Below are 15,882 nucleotides of genomic sequence, written 5' to 3' on the forward strand. Positions count from 1 at the left end.
GAACTGACGGGGAATAGATCATGTCAGGCACCGACATGCCGCTGGAGCAACTGCTCGGCTATCTTGAGACACTGGCGAACCAATCACTTGCCCTCTGGGATGTCCCGGAGGGCGCAACTGCGCGCCTGATCAACGTCTCGGAAAACGCGACCTATCTGGTACAAGCACCGAACGGGTACAAAGCCATCCTGCGCGTCCACCGCGAAAATTATCACTCGCATCGCGCGATCGAATGCGAGCTGGCGTGGCTAGAGGCATTGGACGAAGAAAAAGTCGTTACCACGCCCGGCTATTTCGTTGGCAAGAACGGGGATCCGATACAGGAGGGCCGCGTCAATGGCCTGGATGATCCGCGCTACATGGTGCTGTTTCATTTCGTCGAAGGGTCGGCCCCGGACGAAAGCGGCGACATGTCCGACGGGTACGAAGAACTGGGCGCCATTGCCGCGCGGTGTCACAACCACGTTCTGAACTGGCAGAAGCCGGATGATTTCGAACGTCTGACATGGGATTCCGATACCGTATTCGGTGCCGCGCCTACATGGGGAAACTGGCGCGACGCGCCCGAAGTGGACGCTACTGTAAAGCCCGTTCTGGAACAGGTGGAACAAACCATCCGTGAGCGGCTCGGCGCATTCGGAAAAGCGCCGGACAGATTCAACCTGATCCATGCCGACATGCGGTTGGCTAATTTGCTGACAGACGGGCATGGCACGCGGCTTATCGACTTTGACGACTGTGGCTGGGGGTGGTTCCTGTACGATTTTGCCGCCGCGATCAGCTTTATCGAGGACGATCCCCGCATTCCCGACCTCAAGGCCGCTTGGGTACGTGGCTATCGCAGCGTACGCACCATGAGCGACACCGAAGAGGCCGAGATCGACACGTTCGTCATGTTGCGCCGCATGGCGTTGCTGGCATGGATCGGCAGCCATATCGAGGCACCCGAACCACAGGAATTGGCCCCGGGTTTTGCCGCCACCACGGCGCGTCTGGGCCAGGCATGGATGGATCGGATCGGCTAATGAACGAGGCGCTTGCACAATGAGTAACTGGAAAACGGCCTATCGTAGCTTTTACTACGAGACCGCCGATGCGCCGGATGACATCGTGCTGGACGCGAAAAAGACGGCTCTGTTGGTGATCGACATCCAGAATACTTATCTGGAGCCCCCGGAGGACACAGGCGAGGCCGCCCGGTGGCAGCCTTTTTTCGATCGGATGAACGGTACAGTCATTCCCAATACCGCGCAGTTGCTAGACTGGGCACGCGGCAAGGGGATCGAGGTGATATTTGCCCGCATCGCGTGTCAGACAGAGGACGGGCGCGACAGATCACTCAGCCAAAAGAAGCCCGGCTTTAACTACCTGCTGCTGCCTAAGGATCGCGAGGACAGTCAGATCGTGCCAGAGCTGACACCTAAGGGCGATGAAATCGTCGTGACCAAAACCACCGATAGCGCGCTGACGGGTACCAACCTACGGCTAACGCTGCGCAATCTTGGGATTACAGATGTGGTCGTCGCGGGCATTTTCACCGATCAATGCGTCAGTTCCACGGTGCGTTCGCTGGCTGACGAAAGCTTTGGCGTGGTGGTGGTGCATGATGCCTGCGCGGCGGCGACAGATGACCTGCACGACCGCGAACTGGAGATCATCAACATGATCTATTGCCATGTCGCATCACTGGAAGAGGTCCAGAGTTTCGTAGCCTGACACGGGCAACCCGACCGGAGGAGTGGTGATGAGCAATGCAACCGATACCAACCGCTGGCGGCGCTTTGCGGAATGGGACGAGAGGATGTTGCGGCATGACCTCTTTGCCGCCGAAGACCCCGAGGCTGGCTTTTCCGTCTTTCGCAGTCCTTATGACCCTGAACCGTCTGTTGCCGCGACAGGTGGGCATATCACCGAAATGGACGGCACCCCCGAGGCCGAGTTCGATATTCTGGACGAATTCATCGCCCGCTATCACCTAGAACCGGATCTGGTGGACGAGGCAATGGCGCTGGAAGATGGTGCCATCGCGCGCATGCTGGTCGATATCAATGTGCCGCGCGCCGATCTGGAGCGACTGGCGCGCGGCATGACCCCGGCCAAACTGGCGCGTGTGGTCGGCCACCTGTCCTCCATCGAGATCGCGTTCGCCTACTACAAGATGCGCCAGCGCAAGACGCCGGGAAATCAGGCCCATGTGACCAATGCAAAGGACGACCCGTTGCAACTGGCCGCAGATGCCGCAACTGCAACCGAGTTGGGGTTTGACGAGATCGAGACGACAATGCGCGTTGCGTCAAATTCCTGGTCCAACGCGCTGGGATGCACGGTGGGGGCGGCTGTCGGGCGCGGCGAGGCCCTGTTTCAATGTTCGATTGAAGAGGCCGAGGAATTACAGATCGGCATGGCGGGCCTCGCCACATATGCCGAGACAATTTCCGTTTATGGAACCGAACGCGCATTTGTCGATGGTGACGATACCCCGTGGTCAAAGGCGTTCCTGACTGCCGCTTACGCCTCTCGTGGGATCAAGGCGCGCTGCACATCGGGGGCCGGGTCAGAACTGTTGATGGGGTTTCACGAAAAGAAATCCGTACTTTATCTAGAGGCGCGGTGTTTATGCCTGCAACGGGCGATGGGCATTCAGGGCACGCAAAATGGTGGTGTGGACGGTGCCGCGCTGACCGCGTCGATGGCTGGCGGTGTAAGAGAACTGATGGCCGAGAACCTGATTGCTGTCTGGCTGGGGCTGGAATGCGCCTCGGGTAATGATCAGCGCACCAGCGAATCCGAAATACGCGTAGGGGCCAAGATCACGCCCTTTTTGCTGACCGGATCAGACCTGATTACCAGCGGTATGGGGTCAATCAAAAAATACGACAATTCGTTCAACCCGTCGCTGTTCAACGGCGAGGAAATCGAAGACTGGATGGCGTTGCAGCGCGATTTCGAAGTCGATGGCGGACTAAGCCCGCTGGACGAAGATCGCACATTGGGCCTGCGTATCCGCGCCGTAGAGGCGATGGCGGCCGTGCTGGAAGAATTGGACCTTGCCCATGTCACCAGCGCGCAGGTGCAATCGGTGGTCTTTGCGTCGGGATCGAATGACACTGACAGCTTTACCGCCGGCACCGTGACGCCGGTCAGCGACGCGATCAAACAGCGCGGACTGACCGCCGTGGATGTGGTCCGCGCACTGGCCAAGCGAGGATTTGCCGAAGAGGCGGATAACCTGCTTTTCATGCTGAAACAGCGCGTGACCGGCGATTATCTGCAAACCTCCGCGATATTCCGCAACCGCCGGGTGATCAGCGCACTCAATGATCCCAATAACTATTCAGGCCCCGGCAGCGCCTATGCAATGAGCGAGGATCGCTGGGCTGCGGTGCAGAATGTGCGCGGAGTTCTGACCCGTGACCGGGTGCTCGCCGCAGAGGCATTGGTGGCCGCGAAGACGCCGCAATGGCTGTTCGACACCGGCCTAGCTGCTAAGGGATCGAACCCGCATGAAGTGGTGATCGGCGTCAGTCCGGCATTTGGTCAGGAAATACACCGCACCACGGCTGGCCATGCCCTGCCTGATGTCATCGCGGCGCTGATGAAGGGCATCGCATCAGGTGGCGGGACCGCCCGGCTGATCCGGGTCAGAAAATCGGCTGACACGTCCTTTATCGGGCTTTCCGCAGCCAAGCTTTCAGGTTCTGGTTATGGAATCGGGATTCAGGCCAAGGGCACCACGGTCCTGCATCATGCGGACCGAATGCCACACATGAACATCGAACTCTTCTCCAACGCGCCCATCGTCACACTGGAACACTACCGCGCATTGGGTCGAAACGCTGCACTGCACACCTTTGGGCAGAACATCGAACCGGTGGTCGTCCCCACAATGGGCGAGGCGATGGCCGCCCGGTTCCATGCGCGTGTGGCCATCCTCTTTGCCATCGAAACGGCATTGACAGATGAGAACGCGCCGCCGGTTGCATTGTCACTAAGCACGTCCGAGGAGTAAGCCCATGTCAGCCAAGGATCTCTATCCTCTTGCCGAGAACGCGCCGGACCTGATCAAGACACCGTCGGGAAAATCCCTGTCAGAATTGACTGTCGACGCCGTTATGAAGGACGAGGTGACGGCAGCCGATTTTGCTATTTCCGCAGAGGCGTTAGGGGTTCAGGCAGAGATCGCAGATGCCCACAACCGCCCCGCCCTGGCGGACAATTTTCGCCGCGCCGCTGAACTGGTCAGCGTTCCGCAGGATGTCCTGATGGAAACTTATGAAATGCTGCGTCCGGGCCGGTCTGATCATTCATCCCTGTGCGAACGCGCAGAAATGCTGCGCTGCAATTACGGTGCGGACCTGATGGCAAAGTTCATCGAAGAGGCCGCAGACGTGTATGAACGCCGGGGCATTTTCGCCAAGCGATACTGAGGCACATATAGCCCTAACATATAGCTCTAAGCGCCGCCCCTACCATCGTTGCGCCAACAGCCATTCCTTGAAAATCAAGACTTCGGTGCCGGGTCGTTTTTGCGACTTGGGCTGCAACAGGTAGTGCGCCCTTTCCATTTTCAGTTCGATATCGCCGGGCATGACCAATCGACCGCTCTCCAAATCGCTATGGGAAAACAGCTTGGACAAGAACGCAAAACCAGCCCCTGCCGCCACCAGTTCTGATGCGGCAATGGTGGTATCCACTCTGATCCCCTTGCCCAGCGCCGGACGTATGTCGGTCTGGACCAACGCACGCCGCCACAAATCATCATAGCCCGCGACATTGATCATCATGCGCTCTGGGATGTTTGCCAGATCTTCGCTTCGTTGCACCATGCTTGCATTTTCCGGACTAGAGACCAGAACAGCTGTGTCGTTCGCAAGCAACGTGGTATCGTAGCCTGTCCAGTCTCCTGCACCGAACCGGATATCAATGTCCGCCTCGTCCGCCTCATCGGAGTTGGCCCAGATTGAGGACCAGAAATTTACCCGGATCTCGGGATGCTGCCGATAGAAATCTTTCATCGCCGGGGCCAGACACCGGGTCATGAAAGAGATTGCCACGCGGACTGTGACGACCTTTTCACCGTGGTTACCGAAAAGACCGGCAGTCGAGGCGAACATTTCGTCAAAGGCACGCCGAATGGGCGGCAGGTAAGCCTGTCCCACCGCCGTCAGACGTAGATTACGCGGCTTGCGCTCGAACAACGGAGCCTTGATCATGCTTTCCAGACACTTGATCTGATAGCTGACCGCCGCCTGCGATAGGCCAAGTTCCTCGGCTGCGGCGGTAAAACTCATATGCCGCGCGGCTGCCTCAAACGACATCAGCCATTTCAGGGGCGGGAATTTGTAACTGTTGGACATCTGCTATGCATCAATGGATTGATCAATCACAGACGCTAGTATCAAATTTTCAGTTAAACAAGCCGCTAGTTGGTACGCCCTACAGCAAGACAATCCACCGCTACGGCACCGTTTTCGCCACAGATCATCGGATTGATATCAATCTCGGCACAGCTGTCGCCCAGCGCGGCAACCAATCGGGAAAAACAGGCGACTTGCCCGGCAAGATCAACCAAGTCAGCGGCAGGCTGCCCCCGCACTCCCTGCAATATTTGATATACGCGCAGGGATGTCAGCAGGCGCATCGCCTCTGCCTCGTCAAAGGGGGCAAGTGCCGCAATACGATCCTCCAAGAGTTCGATAAGCACGCCGCCTGCTGAAATCAGGACGACGGGGCCAAAATTGTCATCCCACATCGCCCCAAGCGCCAGTTCGGTACCCTTGGGTGCCATTTCCATAAAGAGTGCGCGCGACCCCAGCCTTGCGGCCATCTCGGAATAGGCAGCCGACGCTGCCTCCATGTCTGAAATGTTCAGCACGACGCCGCCGACATCGCTCTTGTGGGCGATATCCTCGGCTGATTTCAGCACAAGCGGAAAGCGCAGTTGGTCCAGTGCCGCAGGTAGATCAGTTGCGTCGGACACATGTGCCAGTCGCGGTGACGATATGCCGAACTCTGCCAGCATCGCCAGCCCGTCATGTTCCGACAACCTTGCGCCAGTGCCCAGTGCCTGCCGCCATTTCCCTACAGACGGCAGCGCACCTGACGTTTGTTCGGGTTGTCCCACAAAATCCCGGTACGCCATGACATGCCGCGCGGCGCGTAATGCGTTCTGCGTACCACGCAATAGTGGCACCCCCGCCGCCTTTAACTTTTGCGCCAGTTCTCTTTCATCGGTCATCGAATAATTCGTGACCAGCGCCAGCGGTTTGTCGGTCATGGCAGTGGCGTCAATGACAGCCCGAGTATAATCCTCGGCGTAGCCATATCCGTCACGCGGATCGGACATAAAGAAGCCTAGCGCAACATTCGGATCATTGGCCAGCGACGCCGTGAGATGAGCGAAACGATTGACCAGATCACTCTGAGTACCGAAGGCATCAAGCGGGTTTTCGGGATGCAACCCCGGCTCCAGATGCTGCACCAGGGCCGTGCAGGTCGATGGGTCCAATGCCGCAAACGGCACACCGATATCATCGGCCAGATCGACGATCATTTCGCGCTCGCCGCCGGAATCGCTCACGACGCCAAGCTGCCCTTCTGGCACTGCGCGTGACGTATCAAAGAGCGCCAGCGTTGCCGCCATTTCGTCCATGTCCGATACGCGCGTCACGCCATATTTGCGAAATACTGCTTCGTAGGCGGCGTCATTCCCGGCGATCGCCCCAGTGTGTGACACGGCCATCTGTGCGCTTTTCTCGGTGCGTCCGACTTTCAGTACGACAACGGGAATGCGGGAAGCACGGGCCTTCTCCAACGCTTTGACAAAGGCGGCAGGGTTTCGGACGCTTTCCAGAAACAACCCAATCACCCATGTTTCGGGCTGGCACAGCGCCCAATCCATATAATCCGCGACGGTTGTGACCAATTCCATCCCGGTAGAAACGCACAAGGTAAATCCCAACCGCCGGTCATTATGAGACAGGGCGCCAAAGGTAGAACCGGATTGCGCAATCCATGCAATTCCACCCTGACGCAGACCAGGCGCTGACGACATGCTGGCGATGCGAAGGCCCTGCCCCGGTGTATAAAAGCCCATGCAATTCGCGCCGCAGATCGCCATGCCCGCCGCATGCGCCTTGGCGGTGATCCGTTGTGGCAGAGCCGGTTGTGCGTCATCGCCCAGATAACATGATGCAAATATCGACGCGGATTTCACACCCAGCGCGATCGCCTGATCCAAGATCGCCTCGACAAACCGGCTGGCAACGCCGATCACCACATGTTCGGGCGTTTCCGGCAACGATGACAAATCAGGATAGCAGGGGTTTCCGCCCAACTGGGTCAGGCGCGGATTCACCAGATAGATCGCACCGGCATACCCGTCCAGCGCGCACATCGACGCCATCGCATGGCCGTTGCTGCCCGGCTTGTCCGACGCCCCGACAATCGCGACCGAGCGCGGCTTTAGCAAGGCATCCAATCTGTGGCTTGTCATCACTTTGATCCATCACGCTATCCGACTTCAATGAAGAGTTAATTCGCACCCGGCGTCCACATGAAACCATTCGAAAAACGGCGGGGCTGACTCTTGTTTTTTTGATGGGTCGGGGGCGTTGCGGATTGCTATGGTCTGATCGAGAAATCAAAGAGAGGCCGACATGACCGACGCACCAGTGACAACGCGCATCGAGGGGCGCACGGGCATTCTGACGTTCAATCGCCCTCGGGTTATGAACGCGTTCAATTCCGACCTGATCGACAGCACACACGCGGCAATCGATGCGTTTCAGGCAGATGACCGGGTATTGGCCATCGTCGTTCATGGCGAGGGGCGTTGCTTTTCCGCCGGTTTTGACATGAAGGAAAGCGCTGCCAAGGGCATTTCCGGCGAGGACCAGTGGCGCAAGGCACTGACCACCGATTTCGACTTTATCATGCAGTTCTGGAACAGCCCCAAACCGACAATTGCGGCAGCGCACGGGTTCTGTATCGCCGGCGCGATGGAGATCCTGATGGCCTGTGATCTGGCTGTGGCGGATGAGGGCACATTGTTCGGCGAACCTGAGGTCCGCTTTGGGTCCGGCATTGTGGCGTTGCTGGCGCCCTATGTGACTGGTCCCAAGCAGGCCAAGGAAATCCTGCTGACCGGAAATGACCGGATCACTGCGGCACGGTGTCACGAAATGGGGTTGCTCAACCGGGTGGTGCCTGACGGCAATGCGCTGGAGGCGGCGCTGGCATTGGCCCAGCAAATCACCAGCGCCTCGGCCAAATCGGTACAGATGACCAAGGCAGCGATCAATCGGACATACGCACTGGCCCGAATGCGAGAAGCACTTGCCGAGGCGCTGGAGGTTGGCATTGCGATCGAGGCTGATGAATCGCCGGAACGGATGGAATTCAACCGCATCCGAAAGGAACTCGGGCTGAAGGCCGCGCTTGAATGGCGCGACAGTCAGGTTGGCTGAAGCCCGGACATCAGGCCGGGTCAGGCGACATCTGCAGATGCAGCAATGTCCCGTCATAGGGGTGGGCGCGGGCGACTTCCTCGTTCAGTTCGACCCCTAGACCGGGGGCAGTAGGAGGGATCACATGCCCCTCTTCGAACGGCATTTTTGACGTCAGAATGTCGGCGTGGAAACCACCCCAGTCCTCAATACTCTCCAAGATCAGGAAATTTGGGGTGGCAGTGGCAACCTGAACGTTGGCGGCCCCCACAAGCGGACCACAATATAGGTGGGGCGCGATTTGCGCGTATTTCGTCTCTGCCATGGCTGCGATCTTGCGCGCCTCAAGGATACCGCCGACGCGACCCAGGTTCATTTGCAGGATCGTGGCTGCCTTGGCCTCCAGTACGCGGGCAAACTCGAATTTGGTGCAAAGACGCTCTCCGGTGGCGACCGGAACGGACGTAAACGCTGCCACTTCAGCCATGACTTCGGGCATATCAGGCGGCGTCGGTTCCTCGAACCAGAGCGGGTCATAACGTTCCAGCATGCGCGCTACGCGCTTGGCCCCGGACACGGTGTATTGTCCGTGTGTGCCAAACAACAAGTCCGCGCGACTGCCCACGGCTTCTCGGATCAATTTGCAGAACTGCTCTGACCGATCCAACGATGGCAGATCAGGCTGACGCCCATCGAATACGCTGTAGGGACCGACCGGGTCGAACTTAACCGCGGTGAATCCAGCATCGACATACTGCGCTGCGCGCTCGGCGGCGACATGCGGATCGGTATAAGCCTTGGCCCGTTGACCGGCAGGTGGGATGGCGTCCTGTGCATCGGGATAAATGTAGGTGTACGCACGCAGCCGGTCATGCACGCGCCCGCCGATCAACTCATAGACCGGTTTCCCTGCCGCTTTGCCGATGATGTCCCAACAGGCCATTTCCAGCCCGCTGAAAACCCCCATCATTGACACGTCGGGCCGATGGCTGAAGCCAGAACCATGCGCACGCCTCCAGAGGCGCTCGATATGATGCGGGTCGGTGCCTTCAAAGTAGCGCTGAAACGTATCGTGGATCATGTGTTTGACCACATGCGGGCCAAAGGTGGCCACGTAGCATTCTCCGTAGCCAACAATGCCACACCTGGTCGTCAGCTTGACAAAGATAAAGTAACGCCCGCCGAAATGCGGCGGAGGGTTGCCAACGACAAAGACTTCGAGATCGGTCAGTTTCATGGGCGGTTTCCTTTGGTGGCAGTCAGGATATGTGCGGCCCCCTTGCGGGCGACCATCAGTGTTGGAGCGTTGATGTTTCCCGATGGGATCGAGGGGAAAACCGATGCATCTGCAACGAACAGGCCGCGCATTCCGTGCACGGACATGTCGGAACCAACAACCGATTTTGCCGGATCGGTACCCATGGCGCAGCTGCCGCATGGGTGAAAGACTGATCCGGCGCGGGCACGAAAGTCAGCGATGATCTCATCATCAGTCATGGCGCTCGGACAGCAAGCGGTGGCGGATTCTGTCACTTTTCGCAGCGCATCGGTTCGGACAAACTGAGCGATCAGCCGCCCGCCGGCCCGAACTGCGGCCAGATCGGTGTCGCAACTCAACGCGCCTAGCGAAATCTCGGGCGCGGTGTCGATATTGGGTGCGGTTATACGAACATGACCTCGGCTTGCCGGTCGGGTCGGTTGAAAGGACAGCGTGTAGCCCGGAAAGGGGTCGGGTTGGATCACAGGCCCATTCCGGCCACGGGATTCGGTGTAGGTGGCAGGATTGAAATACAGCTGCTGGTCAGGGGTGGCACAGCTCGGTGTGCTCCGCAGGAAGCCGCCATATTGATTGACGCTGTTGGCCAGCGGGCCCTGTCGCGCCGCGAGATACCGAACCGCCTGCACGGCCTGCGCCATCCGGGAATACAGCTGACTGTTCAGCGTCTTTTCGGACGCACGGTAATAATAGCCTACTGCCAGATGGTCCTGCAAATGCGCACCAACATTGTCGTTGGCCAATTGCACGGGGATATCGAACTGTTGCAACAGCGTCGGATCACCAATCCCGGAAAGCTGCAATATTTGCGGCGTATGAATCGCCCCGGCGGCCATGACGACAGCGCGGCTTGCAGCAGCGTGAAACCTCTTACCATGGCGGACATAACTAACGCCGGTGGCGCGCCCCTCTTTCACCGTGATGCTGGCGACTTGGGCATGCGTCAGCAGCCGCACATTGCCCCGCGCCAGCGCGGGCCGTAGAAACGTATCAGCAGAGGAACGGCGTCGCCCATTGCGCGTGGTGATCCGATAGAACCCCGCCCCCTCGGGCGTGGTTCCGTTGAAATCGGCATCGTCGGGCAGACCCAACTCGCGCGCGGCGCTGGCGAAATGCCGGGTAAAAGGGTGGCGCAACCGCGTTGGATTGGTCACAGACATGCCGGTTGTGGCCTCTTCCAGCGCATCAAAAACAGGTCTAACGCCATCCCATCCCCAGCCCGCTAAACCCTGCGATTCCCAATCGTCGAAATCTGACGGCAGGCCGCGACAATAGACCATCGCATTGATGGACCCAGACCCACCGACAGCTTTGCCACGCGGATAATACAGCTGGCGCCCTCCCAGACCCGGCTCCGGGCAGGTTGCGAGGCGATAGTTACGCGCCGGATCATAAAACAGCAAACCATAGCCCAGCGGCACCTTGACGAATGGATGCCGGTCGGTCGGTCCGTTTTCCAGCACCAGAACACGGTTGCGGCCGCCCTCGCTCAGATCATGGGCCAGAACGCAGCCCGCCGATCCTGCTCCGACGATCACAAAGTCATACTGCTCCATCAGGTTGGCCTTGATGATGCAAAAATTCAGCGTCTTTCACCACGTCGCTGCCCCTTGTTTCCTTTGCTCATAGACGCCGCGCAAGGGCGCACTGTCCAGAACCTATGGATCAAAAAACTTTGGCTTTGAGGGGTAAAACCTTAGTTGGACTGATCCGTCAAACGCCACCTAAGTTCGTTGACGTGGCGATACCCTTGGGGGGTTTGCCCGCCTATCGTTAAAGGAAATTGCATGAAATACGGGGTTATCGGCCTGGGGAATCTGGGCGGAAAAATCGCTTCGAATCTGCTGGATGCCGGATTTGAACTGCAGGTAAATGACCTGAACCCAAAGGCGGCTGAGCAGCTGTTGAACCGTGGCGCGACATGGTGTGACGATCCTGCGGCAGCCGCCCGGAACGTGGACGGGCTGATCACCTGCCTGACCTCACCTAAGATCTCAACCATGGTGATGACCGGCCCGAACGGTGCGCTGTCTGCCATGTCGCCGGGGAGTGTCTGGATCGAGACAAGCACGACCGAAGTGCACGAGCTGATGCGCATTGCCGAGCTCGCCAAAACATGCGGTGTGGGCACCATCGAGGCCCCTGTCACCGGCGGTGTGCATCGCGCGGCACGTGGTGAAATCACGGTGTTGCTGGGCGGCAGTGACGAGGATATTGCACGCCACAAGGGGGCAATCGAAGCGTTTGGCGGAGCGAACTTTCATTTGGGCGGCATTGGGGCCGCATCCACGCTAAAGGTCATCACCAACATGCTGGCCTTTGTGAACCTGATCGGCCTCGGCGAGGGGCTAATGCTGGCCAAGCGGGCCGGGCTGGATCTTGGTGCGGCCTATCGTGGCATTCAGGCCAGCTCGGGCAACAGCGCAGAGTTCGAAAGCGTGGCGCCCGTGGTGCTGAATGGCAGCTTTGACACCTCCTTTACGTTGGGTCTGGCATGCAAGGATCTGGGATTGATGATGGAACTCGGACGCGAACATGACGTGCCACTGAAGTTCACCGGGCTGATGGATCAGATGTTTTTGGAAGCCAAGGCCAAATATGGCGCCGACGCATGGACGCCACATGTGGTCAAGATGATGGAGGATGCCACCGGGGTCGAACTGCGCTGTGGCGGCTTTCCCGACAAGATGATGGATGCGCGGGACGTACTGGATTTTTGCGATCAACAAACAACAGTAAATCAATAAAGCAACAACCAACTCGGAGGAAACACCCATGAACGGACAGATGAACAGACGTGGATTGCTGAAGACGACCGGCGCTGCCGCGCTGGCGCTTGCGGCAGGTCCTTTTGGCGGTTCCATGGCGCAGGCCACACCCCAGAAGGGGGGCACTTTCGTGCTGCGATCCCCGGCGGCCATACCGGAGACAGTTTCGACCCGATCAGCTTCAGCGATTTGTTCATGGCCATTTTGGGGTCAGGTGCCGTCTATAGCCGCCTGACCGAAGTGGATGCCGATGGCAATGTCACCGCCGGTCTGGCCGAAAGCTGGGAAGCCTCGCCAGATGCCGCAGTCTGGACGTTTCAGTTGCGCAAGGGTGTCGAGTTTCACAACGGCAAGCCCTTTACCGCAGAGGATGTGATCGCATCGATTGACCATCACCGCGGTGAAGATTCGAAATCACCGATCAAGCAGATCGTCGATCCGATCCTGACGATGGAAGCCCCCGACCCGCATACGGTCGTGATCACACTGGATGGCGGCAACGCCGATTTCGCGTTCCTGCTGTTTGATTATCACCTGTGCATGATGCCCTCGGATGCCATCGGTCAGGGGATCGGCACCGGTGGTTACATGGTTGACAGCTTCGAACCCGGCGTGCGGGCCGTGGCCAAGCGCAACCCGAACTATTTCAAGGGCGATAGCCGCGCGCATTTCGATTCAATCGAGCTGATCAACATGGTTGATCCGGCGGCGCGGTCGAATGCGTTGTTGTCGGGTGGGGTGGATTTCATCGCACAGGCCGATCTCAAAACGCTCAAGCGCCTATCCGCGGCTCCTGGCGTCGTCATCAACGAGCAGCCCGGCACCAAGCATTTCATGTTCCAGATGATCACCACGCAGGACCCGTTTACGGACAACCACGTGCGCGAGGCGCTGAAATACGCAGTCGACCGGCAGAGCATTCTGGACAAGGTACTGGTGGGTCACGGCCAGATTGGTAACGACCAGCCCATCGGTCCGGCCAATCGGTATCACGACCCCAATCTGGCCCAGCGCCCCTATGATCCCGACAAGGCACGATTCCACCTCAAAAAGGCCGGAATGGAGGATCTGTCAGTTGATCTGGCCACCTCTGATGGTGCCTTTGTCGGGGCCGTGGATATGGCGGTGCTGTTCCGCGAGAGCGCAGCGCCCGCTGGTATCAATGTCGAGGTGGACCGTGTGCCCGGCGATGGCTACTGGAGCGACATCTGGCGCAAGCGGGCATTCTGCGCGAGCTATTCGTCAGGCCGCGCGACCGAGGACTGGATCCTGTCGTCATCCTATCTGTCGGGTGTGCCGTGGAATGCGACCCAATGGGGCAACGAGGCATTCGACAAGCTGCTGGTTGCCGCCCGGACCGAACTGGACGATGCAAAACGGCGCGAAATGTACGGCGAAATGCAGCGCCTGATCAGTCAGGATGGTGGCGTAATCGCCCCGATCTTTACCAATCACGTCGAAGCGCATAACGAGAAACTGGCACATGATGACGTTGGCACTGTCATGGAAATGGACAGCGGCCTGCTGATTGAACGTTGGTGGTTCTCGTAACGCCTGCGATTTAGAAACTGACCAGAAAACCAGATAAGGCCCGGCATGACTCCAGCTGTTAAACTCATACTCCAACGGCTGTTGCTGGGCCTTGTGACTTTGATTGTCGTCTCGATGGTCATTTTTGCGGCTGTCGAGTTTCTGCCCGGCGATCTGGCCGAGGCCACATTGGGACAAGAAGCAACCGAAGAAACCGTAGCCGCCATCCGGCGCGAACTGGGCCTCGACCGCCCCCCGGTCGAACGGTACTTCGTCTGGCTGGGTAACATTCTGCAAGGCGATCTTGGCGTGTCTTACGCCAATGGCCGCGCGATCACCGAGATCATGGGCACACGCGCACAAAACACGCTGTTTCTGGCGGCGATGGTCGCGGTCATCGCGGTGCCCATCGCAGTGGGTCTTGGTATTGTCGCCGCGCTCTATCGCAATTCTTTTGTCGACCGATTCATCAACCTGATCTCCCTGTCCGCCATTTCGATACCGGAGTTCCTGATTGCCTATCTGCTGATCGTCACGCTCAGCCGCAGTGGGCTGTTCCCGTCGTTTGTGGTGATTGATGCAACGACGACGCTGGGAACTCGTATCTATCAAAGCATCCTGCCCGCGCTGGCGCTTACGTTTGTGGTGAGCGCGCACATGATGCGGATGACCCGTGCATCGATCATCAATGTGCTGTCCTCTGCCTATGTCGAGATGGCGCATATCAAGGGCGCCCCGCGTCCAAAGGTGATCATGGCACACGCCCTGCCCAATGCACTGGCACCGATCATCAATGTGATCGCCATCAATCTGGCGTGGCTGGTGGTGGGTGTCGTCGTGGTCGAGGTGATCTTTGTCTATCCCGGCCTCGGTCAATTGATGGTCGACAGCGTGGCCAAGCGCGACATCCCGGTGGTGCAAGCATGCAGCCTGTTCTTCGCCAGCGTTTATATCCTGCTCAACCTGGCCGCCGACATCGGGGCTACGCTCAGCAATCCGCGTCTGCGGCACGCGACATGATGGAGGCGAGCATGGAACGGTTGGCGGTTTTGCGCACAGCACCGGTTTCGGCATGGTTCGGGATCATCGTCATATTGGGCTATATCTTTGTGGCCCTGTTTGCACCTTGGATCGCACCCTTTGGCGAACATGAGATCGTCGGAGATCAGTATCAGCTATGGGATAGCACCCATTTGCTGGGCACGGATAATCTTGGTCGCGATATGCTTTCACGTATTCTGTTCGGCGCGCGCAATACGATTGGCATCGCACTGTCGGCGACAGTCATCACCTTTATCATCGGCGTCGTCTTTGGCCTTCTGGCGGCCACGTTGGGCGGTATTGTCGATCAGGTGCTCAGCCGGATCGTCGACGTGATGATGGCAATCCCACTCTTTATCGCAGCACTGCTGCTGCTGACTATCGTCGGCACGTCGATCTTTAACATGGTCGCGGTCATCGCCATCCTTGAGGCCACCCGCGTTTACCGCCTGACGCGTGCGGTGGCCAAGGATGTGGTCGTGTTGGATTTCATCGAATCCGCGCGCCTGAGGGGGGAGAAGCTACCCTATCTTTTACGCTCTGAGATCCTGCCCAACATCACCGCGCCACTGGCGGCAGAATTCGGACTGCGGTTCTGCTTTGTATTCCTGCTGATTGCGGCGCTTTCGTTCCTTGGGCTGGGCATTCAGCCGCCCACGGCAGATTGGGGATCCATGGTGCGCGAAAATTCATCGCTTATTACCTTTGGCGATATCACACCGCTCTTGCCTGCAGCAGCTATCGGCCTGCTGACGATTGCGGTCAATTTCGTGGTGGACTGGATGCTGTTTCGCGCCAGCGGATTGCAGGATTGAATGGC

The 15,882-nt window shown here is 58.5% G+C and carries 14 protein-coding genes; 10 read left to right on the forward strand and 4 right to left on the reverse strand.

The features are described from left to right. Positions 1–20 precede the first annotated feature (20 nt). Genes N7U68_RS11330 through N7U68_RS11345 form a run of 4 tightly spaced genes read left to right on the forward strand, consistent with a single transcriptional unit; the run spans position 21 to position 4,427 of the window. A complete protein-coding gene (locus N7U68_RS11330; RefSeq protein WP_263046861.1) occupies positions 21–1,025 on the forward strand; it encodes a phosphotransferase enzyme family protein in 1,005 nt (334 codons plus the stop codon). A 19-nt stretch (positions 1,026–1,044) separates the two neighbouring features. Further along, positions 1,045–1,716: a cysteine hydrolase family protein gene (locus N7U68_RS11335; protein WP_263046862.1), complete on the forward strand. Its 672-nt coding sequence runs from the start codon at positions 1,045–1,047 to the stop codon at positions 1,714–1,716. 28 nt (positions 1,717–1,744) lie between these two features. After that, the gene (locus N7U68_RS11340) at positions 1,745–4,009 is read left to right on the forward strand and encodes a propanediol/glycerol family dehydratase large subunit (protein ID WP_263046863.1); all 2,265 of its coding nucleotides are present in this window, start codon (positions 1,745–1,747) and stop codon (positions 4,007–4,009) included. Positions 4,010–4,013: 4 nt separating this feature from the next. After that, positions 4,014–4,427: a diol dehydratase small subunit gene (locus N7U68_RS11345; protein ID WP_263046864.1), complete on the forward strand. Its 414-nt coding sequence runs from the start codon at positions 4,014–4,016 to the stop codon at positions 4,425–4,427. 39 nt (positions 4,428–4,466) lie between these two features. Here N7U68_RS11345 and N7U68_RS11350 read toward each other — a convergent pair whose 3' ends face one another. Both N7U68_RS11350 and N7U68_RS11355 read right to left on the reverse strand, forming a co-directional pair. Beyond that, entirely contained in the window at positions 4,467–5,357 is an 891-nt protein-coding gene (locus tag N7U68_RS11350) for a LysR family transcriptional regulator (RefSeq protein WP_263046865.1), read from the reverse strand. 65 nt (positions 5,358–5,422) lie between these two features. Beyond that, on the reverse strand, positions 5,423–7,495 hold the full coding sequence (locus N7U68_RS11355; protein WP_263046866.1) for an acetate--CoA ligase family protein: 2,073 nt from the start codon (positions 7,493–7,495) through the stop codon (positions 5,423–5,425). Between the two features lie 163 nt (positions 7,496–7,658). Here N7U68_RS11355 and N7U68_RS11360 point away from each other — a divergent pair, with 163 nt between their 5' ends. Beyond that, complete coding sequence (locus N7U68_RS11360; RefSeq protein ID WP_263046867.1) at positions 7,659–8,468, forward strand: enoyl-CoA hydratase/isomerase family protein; 810 nt, start codon at positions 7,659–7,661, stop codon at positions 8,466–8,468. Between the two features lie 10 nt (positions 8,469–8,478). Here the strand turns inward: N7U68_RS11360 and N7U68_RS11365 are convergent, their stop codons facing one another. Together N7U68_RS11365 and N7U68_RS11370 are read right to left on the reverse strand one after the other, a co-directional pair. After that, positions 8,479–9,684 carry a mandelate racemase/muconate lactonizing enzyme family protein gene (locus N7U68_RS11365; RefSeq protein ID WP_263046868.1) on the reverse strand — a complete coding sequence of 402 codons (1,206 nt, stop codon included), beginning with the start codon at positions 9,682–9,684 and terminating at the stop codon, positions 8,479–8,481. After that, complete coding sequence (locus N7U68_RS11370) at positions 9,681–11,279, reverse strand: GMC family oxidoreductase (RefSeq protein WP_263046869.1); 1,599 nt, start codon at positions 11,277–11,279, stop codon at positions 9,681–9,683. The genes N7U68_RS11365 and N7U68_RS11370 overlap by 4 nt, the downstream gene beginning before the upstream one ends. A gap of 231 nt (positions 11,280–11,510) precedes the next feature. Here N7U68_RS11370 and N7U68_RS11375 point away from each other — a divergent pair, with 231 nt between their 5' ends. The 5 genes from N7U68_RS11375 to N7U68_RS11395 are packed head-to-tail and all read left to right on the forward strand — an operon-like array spanning position 11,511 to position 15,877. Next, positions 11,511–12,470, forward strand: coding sequence for an NAD(P)-dependent oxidoreductase (locus N7U68_RS11375; protein WP_263046870.1), 960 nt, complete (start codon positions 11,511–11,513; stop codon positions 12,468–12,470). Positions 12,471–12,510: 40 nt separating this feature from the next. Further along, complete coding sequence (locus N7U68_RS11380; RefSeq protein ID WP_263049148.1) at positions 12,511–12,726, forward strand: twin-arginine translocation signal domain-containing protein; 216 nt, start codon at positions 12,511–12,513, stop codon at positions 12,724–12,726. Continuing rightward, the gene (locus N7U68_RS11385) at positions 12,687–14,042 is read left to right on the forward strand and encodes an ABC transporter substrate-binding protein (protein WP_263046871.1); all 1,356 of its coding nucleotides are present in this window, start codon (positions 12,687–12,689) and stop codon (positions 14,040–14,042) included. The genes N7U68_RS11380 and N7U68_RS11385 overlap by 40 nt, the downstream gene beginning before the upstream one ends. A 45-nt stretch (positions 14,043–14,087) precedes the next feature. After that, positions 14,088–15,041: an ABC transporter permease gene (locus tag N7U68_RS11390; RefSeq protein ID WP_263046872.1), complete on the forward strand. Its 954-nt coding sequence runs from the start codon at positions 14,088–14,090 to the stop codon at positions 15,039–15,041. An 11-nt stretch (positions 15,042–15,052) separates the two neighbouring features. Then, positions 15,053–15,877, forward strand: coding sequence for an ABC transporter permease (locus N7U68_RS11395; RefSeq protein ID WP_241188093.1), 825 nt, complete (start codon positions 15,053–15,055; stop codon positions 15,875–15,877). Positions 15,878–15,882: the final 5 nt, after the last annotated feature.

Origin of the sequence: Roseovarius pelagicus (genome assembly GCF_025639885.1) — a bacterium.
In the GTDB taxonomy this organism is placed as follows: domain Bacteria; phylum Pseudomonadota; class Alphaproteobacteria; order Rhodobacterales; family Rhodobacteraceae; genus Roseovarius; species Roseovarius pelagicus.

What these genes read in the sequence shown, in the direction of transcription:
- N7U68_RS11355 (WP_263046866.1), bottom strand. Translation starts at nt 7,495, where the DNA reads ATGACAAGCCACAGATTGGATGCCTTGCTAAAGCCGCGCTCGGTCGCG.
- N7U68_RS11385 (WP_263046871.1), top strand. Translation starts at nt 12,687, where the DNA reads ATGGCCATTTTGGGGTCAGGTGCCGTCTATAGCCGCCTGACCGAAGTG.
- N7U68_RS11345 (WP_263046864.1), top strand. Translation starts at nt 4,014, where the DNA reads ATGTCAGCCAAGGATCTCTATCCTCTTGCCGAGAACGCGCCGGACCTG.
- N7U68_RS11330 (WP_263046861.1), top strand. Translation starts at nt 21, where the DNA reads ATGTCAGGCACCGACATGCCGCTGGAGCAACTGCTCGGCTATCTTGAG.
- N7U68_RS11380 (WP_263049148.1), top strand. Translation starts at nt 12,511, where the DNA reads ATGAACAGACGTGGATTGCTGAAGACGACCGGCGCTGCCGCGCTGGCG.
- N7U68_RS11360 (WP_263046867.1), top strand. Translation starts at nt 7,659, where the DNA reads ATGACCGACGCACCAGTGACAACGCGCATCGAGGGGCGCACGGGCATT.
- N7U68_RS11375 (WP_263046870.1), top strand. Translation starts at nt 11,511, where the DNA reads ATGAAATACGGGGTTATCGGCCTGGGGAATCTGGGCGGAAAAATCGCT.
- N7U68_RS11335 (WP_263046862.1), top strand. Translation starts at nt 1,045, where the DNA reads ATGAGTAACTGGAAAACGGCCTATCGTAGCTTTTACTACGAGACCGCC.
- N7U68_RS11365 (WP_263046868.1), bottom strand. Translation starts at nt 9,684, where the DNA reads ATGAAACTGACCGATCTCGAAGTCTTTGTCGTTGGCAACCCTCCGCCG.
- N7U68_RS11350 (WP_263046865.1), bottom strand. Translation starts at nt 5,357, where the DNA reads ATGTCCAACAGTTACAAATTCCCGCCCCTGAAATGGCTGATGTCGTTT.
- N7U68_RS11395 (WP_241188093.1), top strand. Translation starts at nt 15,053, where the DNA reads ATGGAACGGTTGGCGGTTTTGCGCACAGCACCGGTTTCGGCATGGTTC.
- N7U68_RS11340 (WP_263046863.1), top strand. Translation starts at nt 1,745, where the DNA reads ATGAGCAATGCAACCGATACCAACCGCTGGCGGCGCTTTGCGGAATGG.
- N7U68_RS11390 (WP_263046872.1), top strand. Translation starts at nt 14,088, where the DNA reads ATGACTCCAGCTGTTAAACTCATACTCCAACGGCTGTTGCTGGGCCTT.
- N7U68_RS11370 (WP_263046869.1), bottom strand. Translation starts at nt 11,279, where the DNA reads ATGGAGCAGTATGACTTTGTGATCGTCGGAGCAGGATCGGCGGGCTGC.